This window comes from Albibacillus kandeliae, assembly GCF_003116585.1.
GTDB classification, from domain to species: Bacteria; Pseudomonadota; Alphaproteobacteria; order Rhodobacterales; family Rhodobacteraceae; genus Albibacillus; species Albibacillus kandeliae.
Genome location: NZ_QEHM01000018.1, coordinates 1 through 20,581 on the forward strand (window position 1 = coordinate 1; position 20,581 = coordinate 20,581).

Here is a 20,581-nt window from a genome sequence, read left to right on the forward strand (position 1 = left end):
AGCGTAGCCCAAAGACCATCCAGAAGAACTGGGGCACTTATTGGGGGCATTTCTCCGCCAACGGGTGTGACGGGTGCCTTACAACGTTGTTCTAGGGAGTACTGGCTGGGGTGGTAGGATTCGAACCTACGGTACACGGTACCAAAAACCGCTGCCTTACCGCTTGGCTACACCCCATCAGTGAGCGGCTAATTAAGCTGGTCGGCGGATGGGTGCAAGACCCGAATTGGCAAAAAATCGACTTCATTCGGATGGCGCGGATTTGTTGAGGAGATCCTGGTCCTCGCCGATCTGCCGCTCGGCTTCGGCGATGCGTTCCAGCGCGGCTTCGGGGCGGGCGGTCACGTCTGTGGCCTCGGCGTGGAGGTCCGGGGCGGCGGCGTGCGGGGCTGGGTGGGGCCTGTCGGCAGTGGCGGCCGGGGCCTGTGGCAAGGTTACGGGCGAGTCGGGCGGGGTGAGGCCGAGCAGGCGTAGGCCGGGTTCGGGCATGTCGATTCCCGCCTCGGTGAAGGCGGCGAGCAGCAGCCGGATGGCCTCGGACCGGGCGAGGACGAAACTGGTCTCGGCCTGGCTGATCCAGGCGGCGACGCGAATCGTGATGGTGCTGTCGCCGATGGTCTCGATCCAGGCCAGCGGCGCGGGTTCTTTCAGGACGAATGGCAGGGCGCTGACCACATCGAGCGCCAGTGCCTGCGCCGCCGCGAGATCGGCGTCGGGCGCGACGCCGAGGTCGACGAGGAATCGGCGTTCGTCGTTGCGGGTGAAGTTCACGATGCGCGCCTTGAACACGGTCGCGTTGGGAATGCGAATCTGGTTGCCGTCGTAGCTGAGCAGGATCGTCGCGCGCGAGGTCAGGCGGACCACCTTGCCCTGATCGCCCTCGATCTCGACGGTGTCGTTGGGGCGGAAGGGCTGGCGGATCGACAGCAGGATGGAGGCGATGAAGTTCTCGACGGTGTCGCGGACGGCGAAACCGATGGCGAGCCCGACGATCCCGGCGGCGCCGAGGATGGTCGAGAGCAGGGCGGTGGCCCCGAGGATATCCAGCGCCGCGACGACACCGCCCAGCACGAAGCCGATGCGCAGGACCTGCCGGTAGATCTCGGCAATGAAGGCGTTGGGCGCGATGCGTTCCCACGGGTTGCGCCAGCTCGCGATCCAGAAGCCGAGCGCGCAGATCAGCGCGAAGGCGGCGAGCGCGATGGAGAGCAGCGGCAGGAAGGCGACGAACTGAAGGACACGGCCGCGGAATCGCTGCAGCGCGGGGTTCAGGCGTTCGACCACGTCGGTCGTCTCGGCCAGTTCGTTGCGGATGGCGACCACGCCCTCGACCCGGCTGGCGATGTCGTTGAGCCGCGTGGCCGAGGCGCTGTCGAGCGTGGTGCCGCGCAGGGTGACGATGCCCGAGGCGACCGTCACGGTGACATGGTCGTAGCCTTCGAGCCCCGCGAGGATGGCGCGCAGACGCGTGGCGATGGCGGCGTCCTGGGCCGCGCTGTCCTCGACCGCGATGCTCCCGTCGGGCTGGGCGCCGGTCGTGGAGGGGGCCGGGGCGCTGGTGGTCTGTGCCACCGAGGCAAGGGGGAGGCAGAGGCAGGCGAGAAGGAACAGCAGGCGCATCGGGAAAGAGACGGTTTGGAAATGACTTGGCGCATGATGGGGCAGGGCCGCCAGCAGCACAAGCGCGGTGGGGATTCGCAATCCGTGGCAGCGCGCTAGTTTGTGCAGGACGACCTTATTTTGTCCGGACCCTTTGCGAGTGATGACATTCAAGTTTCCGATGGCGCCGCACCGCGTGCGCAAGACAGGCGATGACAGCGCGGCGGCGAGCCTCATGGGGTATGTCTGGCGCATGAGCGGATGGCACAACGTGTGGGTCTGCGTCTGCGCCGTGCTGATCGCCCTGGTGAACCTCGTGCCGCTGGAGCTGCAGCGGCGGATCGTCAACGAGGTGGTCGGCAGTGGGGAGATGCCCATGCTGCTGTGGTTCGGGGGCGCCTATGTCGCGGTGGTGGCCTTGCATCAGGGCGGCAAGCTGGCGCTGCGCCTCTACCAGGGCTGGCTGAGCGAGAGCGCCATCCTCTACACCCGCCGCCATCTCTTGCGGCTCTATGGCGAGAGCCTGACGCCGGAGGAGAACGGGCAGGGGCGGACGGTTTCGATCGTCGGGACCGAGGTCGAGATCCTTGGGGGATTTGTCGGGGAATCGATCTCGCAGGCCTTTGCCAACGTGGCGATGCTGCTGGGCATCACCGGTTACATGCTGATCGTCGAGCCGCGCATCGCGGTGTTCGCGCTGTTCTTTCTTTTGCCGCAGGTGCTGCTGACGCCGCTCTTGCAGCGGCGGCTGAACCGGCTGATCGAGAAGCGGGTCACGCTGGTGCGCGAACTGGGCGACGAGATCTCGCTGATGGGGAGCGAGGAGGCGGGCGAGGGGCCGGACGCGGCGCAGGAGTTGTTGCCGAAGATCTACCGCAACCGGATGCGCTACCTCCTGCTGAAGTACGGGCTGAAGGCGTTGCTGAACCTGCTCAGCGCCTCGGGCCCGGCCAGCGTGCTGCTGGTGGGCGGCTACCTCGTGATGCAGGGCGAAACGCAGGTCGGGGTGATCGTCGCCTTCATCTCGGGCTTCGAGCGCATGGCTGACCCGCTGCGCGAGCTGATCGGTTTCTACCGGCAGGCGGCGCAGGCCAGTGTCCAGCACCGGCTGATCGCGAGCTGGATGGCCGAGCGCTGACGACCTGTCAGCTGGTGGCCACGAGGATCGCACCGGCGCGGTTCCCGGCCTCGACCGCGCGGTGCGCGGCGGCGGTCTCGGAAAGGCCGTATACCTGTTCGATGGGGCAGGCGAGCGCGCTGTCTTCCAGCGCCCGGGTCAGGCGGGCCACGGTCGCGGCGCGCTGTGCGGGGGTCAGCAGGTAGATCAGGGCCAGCTCGAGCGTCACCGCCTTGAACATCAGGTGGTAGAACGGGAGGCTCGGGGTCATGTCCCGGGCCGAGCCATAGGCGCAGATGTGGCCGTTCTCGGCGATCACCGCGGTATCGGTCGCGGCATTGGCGCCGAACTCCACCTCGACGATGCGCTCGACCGGGCGGCCGTCATTGGCGGCAAGGATCTGCTCGGCGGCGTCGGCGGCGGTATAGTCCACCACGGCATCGGCCCCGGCGTTGAAGGCGCGGTCGAGACCGGCGCCCCGGGCGGTGGCGATCACCCTGGCGCCGCCCCACTTGGCCAGTTGCACGGCAAGGTAGCCCACCGTTCCGGCCCCGCCCTGCACCAGAACGGTCTTGCCCGCCACCTCGCCCGAGCTGAAGACGGTGAAGGCCGCGGTCAGGCCGGGAATGCCCAGCACCGCGCCGGTTTCGAAGTCGGTGGTGTCGGGCAGGCGCACCGCCTGTTCCGATGGCAGCGCGATCTGCGTGGCGGCGGTGCCGTAGGCGCGGCGCCACTGGCCGTTCCAGATCCAGACCCGCTGGCCCAGCCGCGCGGGGTCGACCCCTTCTCCCACTGCCGAGATCACGCCGGAGCCGTCGCTGTGCGGGATGATGACGGGGTAGGGCGGCTTGGTCACGCCGACGCGGGCCCCGGCACGGGCCTTTACGTCGGAGGGGTTCACGCCCGAGAATGCAAGGTCCACCAGCACTTCGCCGGGCGCGGGGCGCGGCGTTTCCAGCTGCTCGAGGGTCAGAACCTCGTCGGCAGCGCCGAAGCTGCGGTAGGTGATGGCTTGCATGTTGGCTGTCCCCTTTTGATCACTCAGTCGCGGCGGAGACTAGCCGCGGGAGGCCGGGAGAGACCAGAGGGGGCGCGGAGAAAGCTGCCCCAGCGCAGGTGGTGCGGTCTAAGACGCCGGGATCACTCGCGGATTTCGTCCTCGTCGACGCCCCAGAGGGCGCTTTTCTCGACCCAGCCCTTGTAGCCGCCGGCGCTGACCTTGCACCAGCTCAGCTCGCAGGTGCCGAGCCGGGCGATCACGCCGAGCTCGAACGCGGCGTTCACCGGGGCGTTCGAATCGGGGCGGGCGCGGATCGGTGTCATGTCTTCCTGCACCAGCACGGTGCGTACGCCGGAGAGCAGGGCATAGTGCACCCAGCCGCCCGCGCCGTCGCTGTCCTGCACGCGGCGCCAGTGGCCGTATTCGGCGGTGACTTCCAGCGGCATGTCGCGGCGCTTGAACACCCAGTCGATCTTTTGCGTGAGCGAGGGGCCGCGCCGCACGTTGCCCTCGTCGGTCTTGAGCGAGACGTAGCGGGGCAGCGGCAGGTTGGTGACCGGGCCGCGCCTGTGCCGGGCGTCGATCATCACGGGCTGGGGCGCTTCGCCCTCGGTGTCGATCTCGATATCGGATTCGGCCTCGATGTCCTCGGGGGGGACATCACCGGCGGCTGCCGTCCGCGCCAGCGGGAGGGAAACCAGCATCAGAGCCAGGAGGAACGCCGCAAATGGGCGCAGGAAACCTTGTGATTTCGTCACCGAATGCCTGCCTGTGCATCGTTACGCTCGACCGGACCGGCCGCGGAAATTCAACCTGGATTTTCCGTCCGGGGTTCTTGTGCCCCGCCTGATCCTAGGCTTTGATGCCACAAGGCGCAGGGACTTGAAAGTATGGGGAGAGCAGGCGTGCCAAGAGAGCGGTTGAGTGTTGTCGTTACGCGACGGTTGCCGGACCAGGTGGAAACCCGGTTGAGCGAGTTGTTCGACGTGCGGCTGCGCGAGGACGATACGCCGATGACGCGCGACGAACTGGTCGAGGCCATGCAGGGCGCCGACGTGCTGGTGCCCACCGTCGCCGACCGGATCGACAACCGGATGCTGGCGCAGGCGGGCGACCGGCTGAAGCTGATCGCCAACTACGGCGCCGGGTTCGATCATATCGACGTGGCCACGGCGCGGCAGCGGGGCATCCTCGTGTCGAACACGCCCGGCGTGCTGACCGACGATACGGCGGACATGGCCATTGCCCTGATCCTCGCGGTGGTGCGTCGCATCCCCGAGGGGCTGGCGGTGATGCAGCGCGGCGACTGGCAGGGCTGGTCGCCCAACGCCCTGCTGGGCGGGCGCATCGCGGGGCGCCGGCTGGGGATTCTCGGCATGGGCCGGATCGGCCAGGCCGTGGCGCTGCGGGCGCGGGCCTTTGGCATGCAGGTGCACTATCACAACCGCCGCAAGCTGCGCGGCGAGATCGAGGATGCGCTGGAGGCGACCTATTGGGAAAGCCTCGACCAAATGGTGGCGCGGATGGACATTATCTCGATCAACTGTCCTTCGACGCCCTCGACCTTTCACCTGTTGAACGCGCGGCGCCTGAAGCTGATGAAGCCGACCGGCGTGATCGTGAACACCTCGCGCGGGGAGGTCATCGACGAGAACGCGCTGACCCGGATGCTGCGTGCGGGCGAGATTGCGGGCGCCGGGCTCGACGTCTACGAGCATGGCACCCAGAACAACCCGCGCCTGCGCGAACTCGACAACGTGGTGATGCTGCCGCACATGGGCTCGGCCACGGTCGAGGGGCGCATCGAGATGGGCGAGAAGGTGATCATCAACATCAAGACCTTCGAGGACGGGCACCGGCCGCCGGATCAGGTGGTTCCGTCGATGCTGTGACGGCAAAGGTCTCGTCGAGACTTTTGGCAAGACGTTCCGGGAACGTGCTGGCGTGGTGCGGGAGGCTTCCATGCGCGCCTTTGTAGCGGTCGAGGTGACGGGCGAGGTCGCGGCGGCGCTGGCGCGCGTGCAGGCGCGCCTGCGGTCGGGACGGCCGGTCGCCGAGGAGAACCTGCACCTGACGCTCGCCTTTCTCGATGACCAGCCCGAGGAACGGCTGGAAGACCTGCACGGGCTGCTCGAACAGATCACGCGCCCTGCCTTTTCGGTCAATCTTAACGGTCTCGGTTGTTTTGGCGGCGATGCACCGCGCCTGCTCTATGCCGCCGCCGAGCCGAGTGCGCCGCTGCTTGATCTGCAGCGGGCGGTGAGCCGGGCGGCCCGGCGGTCGGGGATGGTGCTGCAGGGCGGAGAGTACCGGCCGCATGTCACGCTCGCGCGGTTTCGCGGCCCCGAGGGGCAGGGCGTGCTGCCCGATCTGCTGGAACAGGGGCTGGGCGCGGGACTGCCCGCTCTGGTGGTCCGGTCCTTTGCGCTGTTCCGCTCCGATCTGCATCCGGCGGGGGTTCGCTACGAGGTGCTGGCGCGCTACCCGCTGGATTGCCTCGGCGGCGGCTTGGGGTAGACTTGCCGCCGAAAGGGAGGCGCAAGATGAAGCATTTCTGGATCGGTTTGGCGCTGGGCGGGGCTCTGGCGGGCGCGGCGGTGGCGCAGCAGGCGGCGGACACGGTGCAGCCGGAAGGCGCGACCGCCACCACGGTCGCCCCCGCATCTCCCGAGATTGCCGCGGCGCTTGCGGCCAAGGACGAGGGGCGCCCGGTGGAGGCCGATCACTGGATGATCGCGGCGGCAAACCCGCTGGCGGTGGAGGCCGGTGCGAAGGTGCTGCGCGCGGGCGGCAGCGCGGCGGACGCGATGATCGCGGCGCAGCTGGTGCTGGGGCTGGTGGAGCCGCAGAGCTCGGGGCTGGGCGGCGGTGCCTTTCTGGTCTGGTACGACGCGGCCACGGGGCAGATGACGACGCTGGACGCGCGCGAGACCGCGCCGCTGGAGGCAACGCCGCAGCTGTTCCTTGATGCCGAGGGCCAGCCGCTCCAGTTCTTCGACGCGGTGGTCGGCGGGCGCTCGGTGGGCACGCCGGGCACGCCTGCGCTGCTGGGCGCGGCCCATGCGCGCTGGGGCAAGGCCGCGTGGGGTGATCTTTTCGCTCCCGCGATCACGCTGGCGGAGGAGGGCTTCGAGGTCTCGCCGCGACTGGCGGAATCCGTGGCGGGAGATGCCGAGCGGCTGGGCCGGTTCGAGACGACGGCCAGCTACTTCCTGCCGGGCGGCGCGCCCATCCAGGCCGGGCAGGTGCTGACCAACCGGCCCTATGCCGAAACGCTCAGGCTGCTGGCCGAGCAGGGGGCCGACGCGTTCTACGCGGGCGATGTCGCGCGCGATATCGTGCAGGCGGTACGCGGGGCGGAAGGTAATCCGGGCGTGCTGTCCGAGCTCGATTTCGCCACCTACGCCGTGAAGGAGCGCCCGCCGGTTTGCGCCGACTACCGCTCTTACGAGGTCTGCGGCATGGGGCCGCCGTCCTCCGGGGCGCTGACGCTGGGGCAAATCCTCGGGATGCTGGAGCATTCGGAGCTGAACGCGCTTGGGCCGAAGGAACCGGAGGCGTGGCGGCGGATCGGCGATGCCTCGCGGCTCGCCTTTGCGGACCGGGGCCGCTACATGGCCGACAGCGACTATGTCCCGATGCCGACCGAGGGGCTGATCGACCCTGCCTACCTGGCCGAGCGGGCCAAGCTGCTGGAGGGGGACGACGCGCTGCCCGAGGTGGCGCCGGGCACGCCCGAGTGGGACCACGCAGAGCTTTGGGGGGATGATCAGGCGATCGAGTTTCCTTCGACCTCGCACATCACCATCGTCGACGGTGAGGGCAACGTGCTGTCGATGACGACGACCATCGAGAACGCCTTCGGCTCCAGACTGATGGTGCGGGGGTTCCTGCTCAACAACGAACTGACGGACTTTTCCTTTGCTACCCATGACGAGGGCCTGCCCGTCGCCAACCGGGTCGAGCCGGGCAAACGCCCCCGGTCCTCGATGGCGCCGACCATCGTGATGCGGGACGAGCGCCCGGTGCTGGCCATCGGGTCGCCCGGGGGCAGCCGCATCATCGGCTATGTGGCGCAGGCGATCATCGCCTGGGCGGACTGGGGCATGAACGTGCAGCAGGCGGTGGCCATGGGTCACGCGGTGAACAGGTTCGGCACCTTCGACCTCGAGGCGGGCACGCCGCTGGAGGACATGCTGGAACCGCTGGAGGCAATGGGCTACCAAGCCAAGGTGCAGGAGTTGAACTCGGGCCTGCACGCGATTGAGATCGGCCAGGTCCTGAAGGGCGGGGCGGATCCGAGGCGCGAGGGAATAGCACTGGGCGAATGACGCCCGGAGAAGGAGGACGACATGGTTCAGGCTGTCGCGCTGCCGCGCAACGAGGCGGGAATCGCAAAGGCTTTGCAGGTGCTGAAGGCACGGTTCGGGAACCGTTTTCACACCAGCCCCTCGATGCTGGAGCAGCATGCCCACACCACCACCTGGATCGTGAACCAGCCGCCCGACGCGGTGGTTTTTGCCCATGACACCAACGAAGTCGCGGAAATCGTCAAGGTCTGCGCCGAATACGGCGTGCCGGTGATTCCCTTCGGGACCGGCACCTCGCTGGAGGGGCACATCAATGCGCCCGCCGGCGGTGTCTGCATCGACATGAGCGAGATGAACAAGGTGCTCGCCGTGCATGCGGGCGACCTCGACTGCGTGGTGCAGCCGGGGGTGACGCGCGAGCAGCTGAACACCTTCCTGCGGGACCAGGGCCTGTTCTTTCCGATTGATCCGGGCGCCAATGCCTCGATCGGCGGCATGACCGCGACGCGGGCCAGCGGCACCAACGCGGTGCGCTACGGCACCATGAAGGACAACGTGCTGGCGCTGGAGGCCGTGATGGCCGACGGCACCATCATCCGCACCGCGCAGCGCGCCAAGAAGTCCTCGGCCGGGTACGACCTGACCCGCCTGCTGGTGGGCTCGGAGGGCACGCTGGCGGTGATCACCGAGATCACCCTGCGACTGCAGGGCATTCCCGAGGCGATCAGTTCGGCCCGCTGTTCGTTCCCGAGCGTGGACGCCGCCTGCCAGGCGGTGATGACGACGATCCAGTACGGCGTGCCAGTGGCCCGGATCGAGCTGTTGGACGAACTCTCGGTCAAGGCCGCGAACGCCTATGCCAAGCTCGACCTGCCGGTGACACCGCTGCTGCTGCTGGAATTCCACGGCTCGGAGGCGGGCGTGGTCGAACAGGCGGAGACCTTTGGCGCCATCGCCGAGGATTTCGGCGGCAACGGGTTCGAGATGACCACCAGCACGGAAGAGCGCAACCGCCTGTGGAAGGCGCGGCACGAGATGTACTTTGCCACCCACCAGCTGCGTCCCGGCGCCATCGGCTTCTCGACCGACGTCTGCGTGCCGATCTCGCGGCTGGCGGAATGCGTCGTCGCGGCGCAGGCCAAGGCCGAGGAACTGGGGCTGCTCTCGCCCGTGGTCGGCCACGTGGGCGACGGCAACTTCCACACCCTGCCGCTGATCGACACGTCGAATCCGGACGAGGTGGCCCGCGCCGAGGAATACGTGAGCTGGTTGAACGACCTCGCCATCTCGATGGACGGGACCTGCACCGGCGAGCATGGCATCGGTCAGGGCAAGCGGCCCTACCTCGAGCGCGAGCTCGGGCCTGCCGTCAAGTACATGGCGGCGATCAAGGCGGCGCTCGATCCCGACAACATCATGAACCCGGGCAAGATCGTACCGGCCTGAGCCGGAAGGATGTTGCTCGCCCCCGGGGTTTCCTTGGGGGCATGTTGCGCAGTTGGTTCGGGGCCCCGGCGCGGGGGCCGGGGCGGGGTGATTTGGGCTCCGCCTGGGGCTTGCCGCGGGGCCTTGTTGCGCGTCTGGTGCGGGGCCCCGGCTCGGGGGCCGGGGCGGGGTGATTTGGGCTCCGCCTGGGGCTTGCCGCGGGGCCTTGTTGCGCGTCTGGTGCGGGGCCCCGGCTCGGGGGCCGGGGTGGGGTGATCTTGTTTACGCCCCGGGCTTGACCCGGGGCCGTGTTGTGCGTCTGGTGCGGGGCCCCGGCTCGGGGGCCGGGGCGGGGGGAACGGCTCGCGTTGCATTTCCTTCATCGAACCGGTTGACTCGGGCGCCGGCATGGGTAAAAGGCAACGCTCATGAGATTTCACGGGGGCGCCTGGCCTCCGGCGCAGGAGACCCACAATGGCCAAGCCGACCACCATCAAGATCCGCCTGAACTCGTCCGCGGGCACGGGCCACTTCTATGTCACCAAGAAGAACGCGCGTACCATGACCGAGAAAATGACGGTCCGTAAGTACGACCCGGTTGCCCGCAAGCACGTCGAGTACAAGGAAGGCAAGATCAAGTAAGCCGACCTTCGACGGGTTGAGACATTCGGGGCCACGCCATCGGCGTGGCCCCTTTCGTCGTTTGCACTGACGAAAGGCAGGGGCGATGGAGATCTCGGTTCGCCCGACCACACCAGCCGATCTCGCGGAGGTCGACGCGCTGCTGGCGCGGGCCTTTCCGCGGCTGCTGAAGGACGCCTATCCGCCCTCGGTGAGGGTGACCGCCCTGCCGCTGATCGCGCGCGCCCAGCCGGCTCTGCTGGCCTCGGGGCGCTATTTCGCGGCGGAGGGTGAAGGCCGCCTGTTGGGCGTCGGCGGCTGGAGCCCCGACCGGGGCCGCCCCGGGCTTGCCCACATCCGCGATGTTGCGACCGCGCCCGAGGTGGTGCGGCGGGGCGTGGGGCGCGCCCTGCTGGAGCGGATTCGCACCACTGCCGGGGCCGAGGGCATCCGCGCCTTCGAGTGCCTCGCGACGCGGAACGCCGTGCCCTTCTACGCCTCGGTCGGGTTCCGTGCGGAAGGAGAGGTCGAGATGGCGTTGCAGCCGGGCATCACCTTTCCGGCCGTCCTGATGCGGCTGGACTTGGCGGCGTGGCGGGGCCTGTCATAGGCTTTGTGCCTGACCGGGGGGCCTTTGGAGATACTGACGACATGATCAAGACAGCGATGGTCCTGGCCGCCCTGATGGCGCTCACGGCGTGCCAGCCCGAGGCGGGCGTGGGCTTTACCGGTATCGGGGGCAGCACCGTGACACGCGCGGCACTGGACGCCCTGCCGGGCATCGGGGCCGACTGATCCGGCCATTGAAGGCGCGCTGAGGGGCGGGGCGCCTAGCGCTGATCCGGCGGGACCGCGCAGAGCTTGGCGACGAGGGCGTTGCGCTCGGCCTCGCTCCACTTGCCGTGACGCCGCGTGGTTCCGGCCGGGTGGAACCCGAGCCCGGTGCCCGGGCGCCAGTCCTGCCGGGGCCGGATCGGGCGGGGAACGAGGTTGCCGCCGCAGTTCTGGCAGACCCCATGCAGCACCGACTCGGCGCAATCCGCACAATAGGTGCATTCGTAGGTGCAGATCCGCGCCTCGCCCGACTGGGGCGGCAGGTCGCGGTCGCAGATTTCGCAGTTGGGTCTGAGTTCGAGCATGGCGCCAGCCTGCCTTGGATGTGGCGAAATGGGAAGAGGATTTGGCGCGGGCTGGTGGCGTGGCTGCGAGGGGCCGGCCCCACGCGCTCCCCGGGATATTTGAAACCCAAAGAAGGCGGAGGCGGGGGCAAAGGAAAAAGGGGCGCCCCGAAGGGCGCCCCCGTAACCGGTGATCGGCAAAAGCCGGATCAGCAGCTGTAGTACATTCCGAATTCCACCGGGTGGGGGGTGGTTTCGTACTTCAGCACTTCTTCCATCTTCAGCTCGATGTAGCCTTCGATCTGGTCCTTGGTGAACACGTCACCGGCCAGCAGGAAGTCCATGTCGGCCTGCAGCTCTTCCAGCGCCTCGCGGAGCGAGCCGCAGACGGTCGGGATGCCGGCCAGCTCTTCGGCGGGCAGGTCGTACAGGTTCTTGTCCATGGCTTCGCCCGGATCGATCTTGTTCTTGATGCCGTCTAGGCCGGCCATCAGGAGTGCCGCGAACGCCAGGTAGGGGTTCGAGGACGGATCGGGGAAACGGGCTTCGACGCGCTTGGCCTTCGGCGACTCGGTCCACGGAATACGCACGCAGCCCGAGCGGTTGCGGGCGGAGTAGGCGCGCAGAACGGGGGCTTCGAAGCCGGGAACCAGGCGCTTGTAGCTGTTGGTGCCGGGGTTGGTGAAGGCGTTCAGGGCCTTGGCGTGCTTGAGGATGCCGCCGATGTAGTAGAGCGCTTCCTGGCTGAGGTCGGCGTATTTGTCGCCTGCGAAGAGCGGCTTGCCGTCCTTCCAGATCGACATGTTCACGTGCATGCCCGAGCCGTTGTCGCCGTAGATCGGCTTCGGCATGAAGGTGGCCGATTTGCCGTAGGCGTGCGCGACGTTGTGGATCACGTACTTGTACTTCTGAAGCTCGTCCGCCTGCTTGGTCAGCGTGTCGAAGATCAGGCCGAGTTCGTGCTGGCACGACGCCACTTCGTGGTGGTGCTTGTCGACCTTCATGCCGAGGCGCTTCATGGTCGAGAGCATTTCCGAGCGCAGGTCCTGGGCTTCGTCGGTCGGGTTGACCGGGAAGTAACCGCCCTTGAGGCCCGGGCGGTGGCCCATGTTGCCCATCTCGTAGTCGGTGTCGCTGTTCCAGGACGCGTCGGTCGCGTCAACTTCGTAGGACACCTTGTTGATGGTGTTCGAGAACTTGACGTTGTCGAAGAGGAAGAATTCCGCTTCCGGGCCCATGTAGGCCGCGTCGCCGATGCCCGAGGCCTTCAGGTAGGCTTCGGCCTTGGCGGCGGTGCCGCGCGGGTCGCGCTCGTAGGGTTCGCCGGTGTCGGGCTCGACGACGGAGCAGTGAATGCAGAGGGTCTTCTCGGCGTAGAAGGGATCGACGTAGATGCTCTCGGTGTCGGGCATCAGCTTCATGTCGGAAGCTTCGATCGACTTCCAGCCGGCGATGGACGAACCGTCGAACATGAAGCCTTCTTCGAGGAAGTCCTCATCGACCTGGTCCGCCAGCACGGTCACGTGCTGCAGCTTGCCGCGCGGGTCGGTAAAGCGGATGTCGACGTATTCGACTTCCTCATCCTTGATGGTCTTGAGAACTGCTTTGATGCTCATTCCCTTTGTTCCCCTTGTTTTTGGAAATTGGTCTTAAAGCGCGTCCGAGCCGGTCTCGCCGGTACGGATGCGGATGGTCTGTTCGACGGAGGTGACGAAGATCTTGCCGTCGCCGATCTTGTCGGTCTTGGCCGCCGCGATGATGGCCTCGATGGCGCCGTCGACCTGGTCGTCATCCAGCACGACCTCGATCTTCACCTTGGGCAGGAAATCCACCACGTACTCGGCGCCGCGATAGAGCTCGGTATGGCCCTTCTGGCGTCCGAAGCCCTTCACCTCGATCACGGAAAGCCCCTGGACGCCCACGTCCTGCAGCGCTTCCTTCACCTCGTCCAGCTTGAACGGCTTGATGATGGCTTCGATCTTTTTCATGGGGGCTCCTCGCAACCGTGTTTGGCTCGGGTCAGATCATTTCTGCTTGGCGGTCACAATCGGATAGGATTAACCCTGTGACAAGGTCCAGAAGGAATGTCTCGGAGCGATTATATTTTGTGCTCAGTGATTAACAAACATGCAGTTTTGAATCGGCGGAGGTGCGCCGGGTGGAGTTGCTGACGGCCGCGCAGATGCGGGCCATCGAACAGGCGGCCATCGAGGGCGGCGAGGTCACGGGGCTCGACCTGATGGAGCGCGCGGGGCGGGGTGTCGTCGAGGCGGTTTTCGAGGCATGGCCCGCTTTGGCGCAGGGCGCGTTCCGTGCGCTGGTTCTTTGCGGGCCGGGGAACAATGGCGGCGACGGATTCGTGGTGGCGCGGCTGCTGGCCGAGGAACATGGCTGGCTTGTCGATGTCTACCTCTACGGGGAGGCGGAGAAGCTGGCGCCGGACGCGCGAGCGAATTACGAGCGGTGGTGCGCGATCGGGGAGGTGGGTGATGCCCGGAGCCTGGAACGACTCCTTAAATTTCCAGGTTTCGACGCGGATCAGCCAGACCTCGACCTGTTTGTCGACGCCGCATTCGGGACTGGCTTGTCCCGGCCCCTGCCGGAAGAACTGGTCGCCATCGCGGCGGCCCTGAATGACCGGGAGGAGCCCGTGAAGGGCTGGATCGTCGCGGTCGATCTGCCGTCGGGGCTATGCTCGGACTCGGGCCGCGTCCTCGGCGCGGACCCGGACGCCGTGATACCCGCCGACCTCACGGTAACGTTTCATGCCGAGAAGCTGGGGCACCGGTTGGCTGATGGTCCCGAATGGTGCCGCAGGGTGGCGGTGAAGGACATCGGCCTTGAATGTCCAGAGCCGGGTGTGGTGCAAATGGTAGATGCCCGGACACTTGGGCGGCTCGGTAAGATCGCCGGCGGACACAAGTACTCCGAGGGCCACGCCCTCATCCTGACCGGTGGTTCCGGCAAGACCGGTGCTGCCCGACTCGCCGCGCGGGGGGCGTTGCGGATCGGGGCGGGGTTGGTCACGCTCGGGGTTCCGGGCAGTGCGCAGATGGAGGTGGCGGCGCAGATCAGCGCGCTGATGCTGCGGCGGATCGATGGTGCCGAGGCGCTGGCAGGGGCGTTGCAGGACGCGCGCCTGAACGCTCTGTGCCTTGGGCCGGGGCTTGGTGTCGACCGGGCGGGGGAGCTGGTGGAGACGGCCCTGTCGGCCGCGCACAGGCCCGCCGTGGTGCTGGATGCGGATGCGCTGACCGCCTTTGCCGAGGCCCCCGAGGTTCTCTTTGACCTGCTGCATGACAAATGCGTGCTGACACCTCACGGCGGCGAATTCGCGCGGCTGTTTCCCGAAATTGCGGCCCGGTTGGCCGAGACACCGACCCGCGGCCCGGCCTATTCCAAGGACGACGCCACGCGCGCGGCGGCGGAGCGGGCCGGGTGCGTCGTGCTCTACAAGGGCGCGGATACGGTGATTGCATCGCCGCTCGGCGCCTGTGTGGTGAATTCCGCCCACTACGACCGCGCCGCGCCCTGGCTCGCCACGGCGGGCTCGGGCGACGTGCTGGCCGGGTTCATCACCGGCCTGCTGGCGCGCGGGCTGTCGCCGATGGATGCGGCACAGACGGGGGCCTGGCTGCACGTGGAATGCGCGCTGACGTTCGGCCCCGGGCTGATCGCCGAGGACCTGCCCGAGCAGCTGCCGGCCGTCTTCCGCGCGCTCGGGATCTGAGGCGCGACGCCGCCACGTCCCGCGCGGGGGCGCCGTTTTCCGCTCGCATCCGAAATTAACCTTTGCTATGAGGCTCCGGCGCGCAGGCCCCGGCCGGCGGGCTCGTGCGGGTGTGGCGGAATTGGTAGACGCACCAGATTTAGGTTCTGGCGCCGCAAGGCTTGGGGGTTCAAGTCCCTTCACCCGCACCATACTGATTTTTCAAAAGAAATTGCTGAAACTGTGGCTGGTTTTCTAGCGGAGCATTCTGAAGTTTTACAGTTCGTTTTACACTCGATTTGATGTTCTCATTCTGTTTTTGTTCTGTTCCGTCTCTGTTGAGCGGACTTAGATAGTTCACGTTGCCTCGCCTGCTGTCGGTACTTCTTAACCATATCAAGAGACTTGTGACCGGTTACTGCCTGGATCTCTGAGTCGCTGCACCCGGCTTCGGCAAGCTCTTTCGCAGCGGTATAGCGCCAGCCGTGGATAACGAAGTCATCTGCTTTGATGTGCTTGCGGACGTTGGCCACGAGCGCTTGGGCTCTACGCTTACTGATGTGTTGGGTGAGGTTCTTTGCGAGAATGTGCTTCCCCGATTTGGGGAGCGTCGCGAGATACTGAAGTAGCCTGTCGGGGCAATACACGGACAAGCGTGCTCCAGTCTTCTCCTGTACCACTTCCATATAGCCGCTTTTGAACTGTGCCCACTCCATCGAGACGACGTCCCCGATCCGCTGGCCTGTGCCTATGCATAGTTCGTAGATGGTTCGCTCGAACCTTAGACCGTATTCCAGGCAGTGCTGCTCGTAAGCGGCCAGTTTGGACTGCGGCCAGGCTTCATAGCTGCCCCCCTTTAGTTTCTCGACTCCTTGCGCGGGGTTAGTCGCTATCCATTCCAAGTCGATCGCATGGCGTGCGAGGATTGAAAGTTGTTCGACCATTGCGTTGGCTTTGCGCCACTGATGAGCATAGCTGTCTCGCGCGGCGATGACATCCTTACGGCGGAGCTTTGTAAAATCTCTGCTGCCATTTTTCTCGCGAATGAGTTCGATCGTGCGGCGGTACTCTGCGCGTGTAGTAGCCTTCAGGCCTTGAAATCGTGGTGACTGATAGAAGCTGACAATTAGGGCGTCAAATGAGGTTCGGCAGGGCGTGCTTTTCTGGCCTGAGCGAATCTCCCAGTATGCTCGGTCAAACTCCGCGCTATCCGGATCGTCTGGCAATCGGATGCGAGTATTACCTTTTCGAAAATACCAATAGTCTTTGCCGTTTCGGTGTATACGAACGAGATAGGGTTTTGTGCTCTTAGTTACCATTCAAACTTGTCATCCAGGATTGTGCCGGTACTGATCGCTTTCAGATGTTCAACTGACCAGCGATCATGCCTGCCTCCGATCCGAAGGGGTTTGGGGAGGCAGCCGGATGCAACGAGTTCTCGAAAATCATTGACTGTCATGTCTAACATCTTAGCCGCTGTCGCTTCTCTGGCCAGCAGCTGATTGTTTGCAATCATCCCTTGACCTCCCTTCGTGCTTCGCGCCTTGCGAGGGTCATGAGGCGCCCGGTTATGGAGTCGGGCTTTCGGCCGAGCGCGCGTGCTATGGCGGAGACGGTTTCGCCGTCGAGCTCCATCGCCAGCAGGCGACGGTCTTCGTCCTCGGTGAAGCGGCGGACCTGGTGGTTGCCGCGGGAGACAACCCTTGGTCCCGGCGCGTGCTCCCGGCTTCGCTGCGCGCGGGGGCTGTCGGCACCGAGCCGCAGGCAATGCCAGTAGACGGCCCCGTAGGAGATCCCGAGGCGGTGCGAGATGGCCGTGTAGGAATGGCCCTCATCCCGCATGGCGGCGGCGCGATCGAGCAGGGTATCGGAATACTTGCGTGCTGGCATGGGTCCTGATGCTTCCGTGGTGCGTTGTGTGGGTGGGCGAGGGGCTCAGCCCATCCCGAGGGCGGTCATGTAGAGCTCGAGGACGGCCTCGTGCTCTGCGAGCGTGTCGGGGTCCTGCTTTCGACGCTTGACGAGGGCGCGGAGGGCCGGGGCATTGAAGCCTTCGGCCTTGAGCTCGGCGTAGACCTCCTTGATCTGCCCGGCGATCTCCGCCTTCTCCTGCTCGATACGCTCGACGAAGGACCGGAGCCGGTCGGCCGTGGCCTGCTCGACCTTGTCGCGGACGGCGCGGTCGGCCTCGGTCTCCTTCATGCGGGGGGCGGTATCATCGAACATGGGATGTCTCCGGGATAGCCTGCAGGGCCGCAGGGCGGGTCAGTCACTCTTGGGGCGCGGCGAACATCGTGAGTGGCAGCCAGCGCCGCGCCCCGGGCGGAAAGGGGATCAGGTCAGCAGCAGCGCGAGCAGCAGCACGACCCAGAAGATGATGGTGGCGATGCCGGCCCAGACGAAGGGACGCAGCGCCGCGATGGCGTCGAGGTGCGCGAGCTCCTCGGAGAGCGCCATGTGCATGTCGTCGGGCAGGGGCGCAGGGTGATCCGGCACGCCCTTGTCCTCCCAGTCGGTGGCGCCAGTCTCGCGATCGGCCGGGAAGTCATGCAGGGCCTTTGTCATGGGAACGCCTCCGGGAGTTGAAGCGCGGGCAGGGCTTCGGGGGAGGATTGGCCTGCCCGCGCGGGGTCCGCGCCAATTGCAAGACGGGGCGCGGACCCGTCCCAAGGAAGACACCGGCCATCCTCGTGCCGGTATCTCCCGTTCGATCATCGGGGTGGGGCAGGCGCGGGCGGACCGCGCGGACAAACATACCGAGTGCCAAGATCACCACGCATTCCCTCAGGCGGCATCGTCACGCCGGACCGCGTAGCCCCGGGCCTCGATCACGGCGCGGATCTTGTGACCCGTCCGCTCGAGGGTCTGCTCGGTGGGCTCCGGTGCGGGTCCGGGCGGGACGATGATGTGCATGGGCCGCAGCCGGGCCGGGTCGAAGCCCTGTCCGCGCCCGGCCTTCATGGCGGCCCAGGCGGCCACGAACTGGGCCGGGTCATCGAGGTAGTCCTCGGGCGTGAGCGCCACGTGACGCGCATCGCTCAGCACCGCTTTCCTGTCGTCTTGCATTCAATCCTCCATCAGGTTGATGGAAGATTACATTATAGTTCAAAATATCTATGTCAACGAAAAAGTAGATATTTACATCGATTTGAAGTAAGCCGCGCGTAGAGGCTGAATCGAACTTTAGACCTCGCTCTTGGCGTTGAAAGGTTTACTGAGGTGTTGGGCGCCCCAGTCTTTGGCCCGGTTGCTTGCGCTCTTCCGTCGCGTCGAACTTTTACGTGGATGAAGGGGATTTTTCTTTTGCATTGACGCTGGGAAAATGCCTGATTGGTGGCCCCCCGTTCGGATGGGTGTTGGGAGGAGGGTCGCCAATGTCAGATCGCGAGATCGTTAACTTTTTCCGTCGTCTTCTGGCTGATCGTGATCAGACGCAGCAACAAGACCTCGCCCATACCCCAGAAGCTGCTGGCGCAGGTGCTCGGGTAGCTGACCTAATAGACGGACGATTTCTTTCTCGTCTTCGGTCTGGGCGTTACTCATGAACTCTTCCAGCGTCGTCCCCAGGGCGGCGCAGATCTTGCGCATTGTCGCGACCCTCGGGCTGGTGTTGCGGCTGAACATCAGGCGAATGGCGCTGTTCCCCAGGCCGGCTTTGACCGCGAGGTTCGAGACGTTGAGGTTCGGGTCGGCCTCGATGGCGGCCCGGAGCCTTAGCAGGAATGGTTCAGTGATTTCGTTGTCACTCATGACCTAATCCTGCACCGATAGATGTATCTACTGTATCGATATATTTATCTTGACCTGAGTAGAACAACGTATCTATCAAGTGCTCATGGAGCAGTTCATGGCAGAAGTCCGCGCTTACGCGGCAGGGGTGGGGGTGAAGCCCTCGACGATCGTTCAGAAGGCGGGCGCCGGGGGCGGCCTGACCTGGGCGCGCTGGGAGCGCGATGAGAGCAGCCCGACGCAACGGACGCTCGACAAGATCCGGACCTACATGGCGAAGAACCCGCCGCCCGAGGCTGGGCGCGGAGAGACGACGGAGGCTGCGGCATGATGCGGCCTCGACTGACGCTGATCGTGAACAATGCGGTTCCATGCGGGGAGGCTGCGCAGGGCGGGTCGCAAAGGTCTTGCTCTAACCGGTTTGAGCCCTACGGGCTGAAGGTGCAGGCGGCTGAACTCTGGTCGGCCTACTTCCATGCGCGCTTTGCGAGCCCGCGGGAGGTGGCGCTGTTCTGTGACGTGAGCTTCCAGACCGCGCTGAACTGGTGGGGCGCGGTGACCGCGCCCGCGAGCCATATCGCGCTGCTGGTCCTGCTGACCGACCCGGAGGCCCCGGCCTTCTTCGCCGATGCCGTGCAGAGGGCCGCGTGATGGTACCGGGGCAGGGCGCGCGTCCCGCAATCGTCTTAGAATACCTGTTCCGCACCGGGAGCCCCGTTTATGGCCGATGAGATCGACCTGCTGGGGCGCCCGCCGCTGAGGAAGCCGCTCTGCCAGGCGCCGGGGACCGCGGTGATCGCCAAGTCCTCGCTCGGGCGGGCGCAGTTCCCGCGCGTGGCGGGTGCACAGCCGGGCCGGGTCTCGGTGCGGGTTCCGACGGCGATCAGCCACTCGAGCCTGGTAGCCTCGAGCGAATGGGTGACGCTGCCGGCGATGCCCTGGGACGAGGCGGGGGCCGGGAGCGCTGAAGGATGATTGCCTATGCCGTGCAGCCGAACCTCGTGGGCGCGATCCTCGCGGGCGAGATCACCGCGGTGGTCTGGCCCAACAGCCCGTTCCCCCATGCGCGGGTCGGAGATGACATTCGCCTCTGCCTCGGCCTGCGCGCCGCGGAGACCATCACCCTGCTGATCGCCCCGTGTACGGGTTCGGAAGAGATCAGGCGGGTTAGGGCTGAAGCTTTACTTGCGCCAGCGCCTTTGACACTGGGAGCCCTGGCCGATCGACCGAGTGCTATCCCTGCCGACCCCGGCCCGGCTGACGGTGGCCTCCGGGCGTGGATGGCTGAACGCCAATTTGCCAGCGATGCGAAGGCTACACTTCGCGGCGCCCACGGCTTCACCCGCATCAGCTGGGACTTCGCGCGCGCGAGTCATATCGCCAGCGCGGTGGCCTTCGAGGGGGTCGATGACCTGGTGCTGAGCCGGGGTCTCCAGTGATGGCCGGGTCGACGGAGAGCCCCGAGCGCGCAGGCCCGGCCCAGAACGAGGCGCCGAAGGCCACGCTGCGCGCGGTCGATATCGGCACGATCCCGGATTACCCGATCGAGCCCGGCGAGCGGCTCGAGAGCCACTACTTCGTCGAGTTCCACCACAACCGCTGGCTCACCAGCAGCTTCCGCCTGCTGGCGGACCCGGAGGTGCGCGCCTACGGCTTCGACCTCTTCATGGTGGCCCAGAACGAGGCGCCGGTCGGGACCCTGCCGACCGATGACCGTCTGCTGTCGCGGCTGCTGGGGCTGGACCTGGCGCATTGGCAGAGCCTGCTGAAGCGCGAGATCACGCCGCTGCACAAGTGGGAGCTCTGCAACTGCGCCGGCGAGATCCGTTGGGCACACCCGGTGGTGCAGGAGATGTCGGTGAAGGCGCTCGGGCGGCGGCAGCGCTACATCGAGGCCACCGAGATGGCGCGCGAGCGCAAGCGCTACGAGCGGCTGAAGCTGCAGATCCTGAA

General features: G+C 66.2%; 26 protein-coding genes and 2 tRNA genes. 15 read left to right on the forward strand and 13 right to left on the reverse strand.

The window, feature by feature from the left end:
• Positions 1-102: 102 nt before the first annotated feature.
• Together DDT93_RS25860 and DDT93_RS25865 are read right to left on the reverse strand one after the other, a co-directional pair.
• Positions 103-177: transfer RNA gene (locus DDT93_RS25860), tRNA-Gln, on the reverse strand.
• Between the two features lie 66 nt (positions 178-243).
• Positions 244-1,620, reverse strand: coding sequence for a mechanosensitive ion channel domain-containing protein (locus DDT93_RS25865; protein ID WP_109468842.1), 1,377 nt, complete (start codon positions 1,618-1,620; stop codon positions 244-246).
• Between the two features lie 142 nt (positions 1,621-1,762).
• Between DDT93_RS25865 and DDT93_RS25870 the strand changes: the two genes are divergently transcribed.
• Positions 1,763-2,737 carry an ABC transporter transmembrane domain-containing protein gene (locus DDT93_RS25870; protein WP_232825580.1) on the forward strand — a complete coding sequence of 325 codons (975 nt, stop codon included), beginning with the start codon at positions 1,763-1,765 and terminating at the stop codon, positions 2,735-2,737.
• A 7-nt stretch (positions 2,738-2,744) separates the two neighbouring features.
• On the opposite strand, the gene DDT93_RS25875 is transcribed toward DDT93_RS25870, so the two are convergent.
• Together DDT93_RS25875 and DDT93_RS25880 are read right to left on the reverse strand one after the other, a co-directional pair.
• Complete coding sequence (locus DDT93_RS25875) at positions 2,745-3,734, reverse strand: NADPH:quinone reductase (RefSeq protein ID WP_109468821.1); 990 nt, start codon at positions 3,732-3,734, stop codon at positions 2,745-2,747.
• Between the two features lie 122 nt (positions 3,735-3,856).
• Positions 3,857-4,303, reverse strand: a complete 447-nt coding sequence (locus DDT93_RS25880) for an SH3 domain-containing protein (protein ID WP_232825582.1) — start codon at positions 4,301-4,303, stop codon at positions 3,857-3,859.
• Positions 4,304-4,621: 318 nt separating this feature from the next.
• On the opposite strand from DDT93_RS25880, the gene DDT93_RS25885 reads away from it, so the two are divergent.
• From DDT93_RS25885 to DDT93_RS26650, 7 genes are all read left to right on the forward strand, one after another.
• Complete coding sequence (locus DDT93_RS25885; protein WP_109468823.1) at positions 4,622-5,608, forward strand: 2-hydroxyacid dehydrogenase; 987 nt, start codon at positions 4,622-4,624, stop codon at positions 5,606-5,608.
• Positions 5,609-5,678: 70 nt separating this feature from the next.
• Positions 5,679-6,233, forward strand: coding sequence for an RNA 2',3'-cyclic phosphodiesterase (thpR, locus tag DDT93_RS25890; protein WP_109468824.1), 555 nt, complete (start codon positions 5,679-5,681; stop codon positions 6,231-6,233).
• 26 nt (positions 6,234-6,259) lie between these two features.
• Positions 6,260-8,047 carry a gamma-glutamyltransferase gene (gene ggt, locus DDT93_RS25895; RefSeq protein ID WP_109468825.1) on the forward strand — a complete coding sequence of 596 codons (1,788 nt, stop codon included), beginning with the start codon at positions 6,260-6,262 and terminating at the stop codon, positions 8,045-8,047.
• A gap of 21 nt (positions 8,048-8,068) precedes the next feature.
• On the forward strand, positions 8,069-9,472 hold the full coding sequence (locus DDT93_RS25900) for an FAD-binding oxidoreductase (RefSeq protein ID WP_109468826.1): 1,404 nt from the start codon (positions 8,069-8,071) through the stop codon (positions 9,470-9,472).
• Between the two features lie 453 nt (positions 9,473-9,925).
• Positions 9,926-10,093 carry a 50S ribosomal protein L33 gene (gene rpmG / locus DDT93_RS25905; protein ID WP_008885060.1) on the forward strand — a complete coding sequence of 56 codons (168 nt, stop codon included), beginning with the start codon at positions 9,926-9,928 and terminating at the stop codon, positions 10,091-10,093.
• 85 nt (positions 10,094-10,178) lie between these two features.
• Positions 10,179-10,682, forward strand: coding sequence for a GNAT family N-acetyltransferase (locus tag DDT93_RS25910; protein WP_109468827.1), 504 nt, complete (start codon positions 10,179-10,181; stop codon positions 10,680-10,682).
• A 41-nt stretch (positions 10,683-10,723) separates the two neighbouring features.
• Entirely contained in the window at positions 10,724-10,867 is a 144-nt protein-coding gene (locus DDT93_RS26650; protein ID WP_157960304.1) for a hypothetical protein, read from the forward strand.
• 35 nt (positions 10,868-10,902) lie between these two features.
• Here DDT93_RS26650 and DDT93_RS25915 read toward each other — a convergent pair whose 3' ends face one another.
• The 3 genes from DDT93_RS25915 to DDT93_RS25925 form a co-directional block, all read right to left on the reverse strand.
• Positions 10,903-11,211, reverse strand: a complete 309-nt coding sequence (locus DDT93_RS25915; protein WP_109468828.1) for a DUF1272 domain-containing protein — start codon at positions 11,209-11,211, stop codon at positions 10,903-10,905.
• 188 nt (positions 11,212-11,399) lie between these two features.
• Positions 11,400-12,806 carry a type I glutamate--ammonia ligase gene (glnA, locus tag DDT93_RS25920; protein ID WP_109468829.1) on the reverse strand — a complete coding sequence of 469 codons (1,407 nt, stop codon included), beginning with the start codon at positions 12,804-12,806 and terminating at the stop codon, positions 11,400-11,402.
• A gap of 33 nt (positions 12,807-12,839) precedes the next feature.
• Positions 12,840-13,178, reverse strand: coding sequence for a P-II family nitrogen regulator (locus DDT93_RS25925; protein ID WP_088632625.1), 339 nt, complete (start codon positions 13,176-13,178; stop codon positions 12,840-12,842).
• Between the two features lie 194 nt (positions 13,179-13,372).
• On the opposite strand from DDT93_RS25925, the gene DDT93_RS25930 reads away from it, so the two are divergent.
• Positions 13,373-14,920 (forward strand): NAD(P)H-hydrate dehydratase, encoded by a 1,548-nt coding sequence (locus tag DDT93_RS25930; RefSeq protein ID WP_109468844.1) that lies wholly within the window; start codon positions 13,373-13,375, stop codon positions 14,918-14,920.
• Between the two features lie 106 nt (positions 14,921-15,026).
• A tRNA-Leu gene (locus DDT93_RS25935) sits at positions 15,027-15,111 on the forward strand.
• Between the two features lie 96 nt (positions 15,112-15,207).
• Here the strand turns inward: DDT93_RS25935 and DDT93_RS25940 are convergent.
• From DDT93_RS25940 to DDT93_RS25970, 6 genes are all read right to left on the reverse strand, one after another.
• On the reverse strand, positions 15,208-16,218 hold the full coding sequence (locus DDT93_RS25940) for a site-specific integrase (RefSeq protein ID WP_109468830.1): 1,011 nt from the start codon (positions 16,216-16,218) through the stop codon (positions 15,208-15,210).
• 193 nt (positions 16,219-16,411) lie between these two features.
• Positions 16,412-16,789: a hypothetical protein gene (locus DDT93_RS25950; RefSeq protein WP_109468832.1), complete on the reverse strand. Its 378-nt coding sequence runs from the start codon at positions 16,787-16,789 to the stop codon at positions 16,412-16,414.
• A 45-nt stretch (positions 16,790-16,834) separates the two neighbouring features.
• Positions 16,835-17,125 carry a DUF2312 domain-containing protein gene (locus DDT93_RS25955; protein ID WP_109468833.1) on the reverse strand — a complete coding sequence of 97 codons (291 nt, stop codon included), beginning with the start codon at positions 17,123-17,125 and terminating at the stop codon, positions 16,835-16,837.
• 108 nt (positions 17,126-17,233) lie between these two features.
• Positions 17,234-17,464 carry a hypothetical protein gene (locus tag DDT93_RS25960; RefSeq protein ID WP_109468834.1) on the reverse strand — a complete coding sequence of 77 codons (231 nt, stop codon included), beginning with the start codon at positions 17,462-17,464 and terminating at the stop codon, positions 17,234-17,236.
• A 219-nt stretch (positions 17,465-17,683) separates the two neighbouring features.
• Positions 17,684-17,965, reverse strand: a complete 282-nt coding sequence (locus DDT93_RS25965) for a hypothetical protein (RefSeq protein WP_109468835.1) — start codon at positions 17,963-17,965, stop codon at positions 17,684-17,686.
• A gap of 327 nt (positions 17,966-18,292) precedes the next feature.
• The gene (locus tag DDT93_RS25970) at positions 18,293-18,649 is read right to left on the reverse strand and encodes a helix-turn-helix domain-containing protein (protein ID WP_109468836.1); all 357 of its coding nucleotides are present in this window, start codon (positions 18,647-18,649) and stop codon (positions 18,293-18,295) included.
• Between the two features lie 97 nt (positions 18,650-18,746).
• On the opposite strand from DDT93_RS25970, the gene DDT93_RS25975 reads away from it, so the two are divergent.
• The 5 genes from DDT93_RS25975 to DDT93_RS25995 form a co-directional block, all read left to right on the forward strand.
• On the forward strand, positions 18,747-18,959 hold the full coding sequence (locus tag DDT93_RS25975) for a helix-turn-helix domain-containing protein (protein ID WP_232825581.1): 213 nt from the start codon (positions 18,747-18,749) through the stop codon (positions 18,957-18,959).
• On the forward strand, positions 18,956-19,279 hold the full coding sequence (locus DDT93_RS25980; protein WP_109468838.1) for a hypothetical protein: 324 nt from the start codon (positions 18,956-18,958) through the stop codon (positions 19,277-19,279). Before DDT93_RS25975 ends, DDT93_RS25980 begins: the two co-directional genes overlap by 4 nt.
• 69 nt (positions 19,280-19,348) lie before the next feature.
• Complete coding sequence (locus DDT93_RS25985; protein ID WP_109468839.1) at positions 19,349-19,603, forward strand: hypothetical protein; 255 nt, start codon at positions 19,349-19,351, stop codon at positions 19,601-19,603.
• On the forward strand, positions 19,600-20,067 hold the full coding sequence (locus tag DDT93_RS25990) for a hypothetical protein (protein WP_109468840.1): 468 nt from the start codon (positions 19,600-19,602) through the stop codon (positions 20,065-20,067). Before DDT93_RS25985 ends, DDT93_RS25990 begins: the two co-directional genes overlap by 4 nt.
• Positions 20,067-20,581 (forward strand): hypothetical protein (locus DDT93_RS25995; protein WP_109468841.1); only part of this gene is annotated, 515 nt, incomplete at its 3' end. The genes DDT93_RS25990 and DDT93_RS25995, both read left to right, overlap by 1 nt.

Coding starts and splice junctions, on each gene's coding strand:
- DDT93_RS25865 (WP_109468842.1), bottom strand. CDS start 1,620: ATGCGCCTGCTGTTCCTTCTCGCCTGCCTCTGCCTCCCCCTTGCCTCG.
- DDT93_RS25870 (WP_232825580.1), top strand. CDS start 1,763: ATGACATTCAAGTTTCCGATGGCGCCGCACCGCGTGCGCAAGACAGGC.
- DDT93_RS25875 (WP_109468821.1), bottom strand. CDS start 3,734: ATGCAAGCCATCACCTACCGCAGCTTCGGCGCTGCCGACGAGGTTCTG.
- DDT93_RS25880 (WP_232825582.1), bottom strand. CDS start 4,303: ATGATCGACGCCCGGCACAGGCGCGGCCCGGTCACCAACCTGCCGCTG.
- thpR (WP_109468824.1), top strand. CDS start 5,679: ATGCGCGCCTTTGTAGCGGTCGAGGTGACGGGCGAGGTCGCGGCGGCG.
- ggt (WP_109468825.1), top strand. CDS start 6,260: ATGAAGCATTTCTGGATCGGTTTGGCGCTGGGCGGGGCTCTGGCGGGC.
- DDT93_RS25900 (WP_109468826.1), top strand. CDS start 8,069: ATGGTTCAGGCTGTCGCGCTGCCGCGCAACGAGGCGGGAATCGCAAAG.
- rpmG (WP_008885060.1), top strand. CDS start 9,926: ATGGCCAAGCCGACCACCATCAAGATCCGCCTGAACTCGTCCGCGGGC.
- DDT93_RS25910 (WP_109468827.1), top strand. CDS start 10,179: ATGGAGATCTCGGTTCGCCCGACCACACCAGCCGATCTCGCGGAGGTC.
- DDT93_RS26650 (WP_157960304.1), top strand. CDS start 10,724: ATGATCAAGACAGCGATGGTCCTGGCCGCCCTGATGGCGCTCACGGCG.
- DDT93_RS25915 (WP_109468828.1), bottom strand. CDS start 11,211: ATGCTCGAACTCAGACCCAACTGCGAAATCTGCGACCGCGACCTGCCG.
- glnA (WP_109468829.1), bottom strand. CDS start 12,806: ATGAGCATCAAAGCAGTTCTCAAGACCATCAAGGATGAGGAAGTCGAA.
- DDT93_RS25925 (WP_088632625.1), bottom strand. CDS start 13,178: ATGAAAAAGATCGAAGCCATCATCAAGCCGTTCAAGCTGGACGAGGTG.
- DDT93_RS25930 (WP_109468844.1), top strand. CDS start 13,373: ATGCGGGCCATCGAACAGGCGGCCATCGAGGGCGGCGAGGTCACGGGG.
- DDT93_RS25940 (WP_109468830.1), bottom strand. CDS start 16,218: ATGGTAACTAAGAGCACAAAACCCTATCTCGTTCGTATACACCGAAAC.
- DDT93_RS25950 (WP_109468832.1), bottom strand. CDS start 16,789: ATGCCAGCACGCAAGTATTCCGATACCCTGCTCGATCGCGCCGCCGCC.
- DDT93_RS25955 (WP_109468833.1), bottom strand. CDS start 17,125: ATGTTCGATGATACCGCCCCCCGCATGAAGGAGACCGAGGCCGACCGC.
- DDT93_RS25960 (WP_109468834.1), bottom strand. CDS start 17,464: ATGACAAAGGCCCTGCATGACTTCCCGGCCGATCGCGAGACTGGCGCC.
- DDT93_RS25965 (WP_109468835.1), bottom strand. CDS start 17,965: ATGCAAGACGACAGGAAAGCGGTGCTGAGCGATGCGCGTCACGTGGCG.
- DDT93_RS25970 (WP_109468836.1), bottom strand. CDS start 18,649: ATGAGTGACAACGAAATCACTGAACCATTCCTGCTAAGGCTCCGGGCC.
- DDT93_RS25975 (WP_232825581.1), top strand. CDS start 18,747: ATGGCAGAAGTCCGCGCTTACGCGGCAGGGGTGGGGGTGAAGCCCTCG.
- DDT93_RS25980 (WP_109468838.1), top strand. CDS start 18,956: ATGATGCGGCCTCGACTGACGCTGATCGTGAACAATGCGGTTCCATGC.
- DDT93_RS25985 (WP_109468839.1), top strand. CDS start 19,349: ATGGCCGATGAGATCGACCTGCTGGGGCGCCCGCCGCTGAGGAAGCCG.
- DDT93_RS25990 (WP_109468840.1), top strand. CDS start 19,600: ATGATTGCCTATGCCGTGCAGCCGAACCTCGTGGGCGCGATCCTCGCG.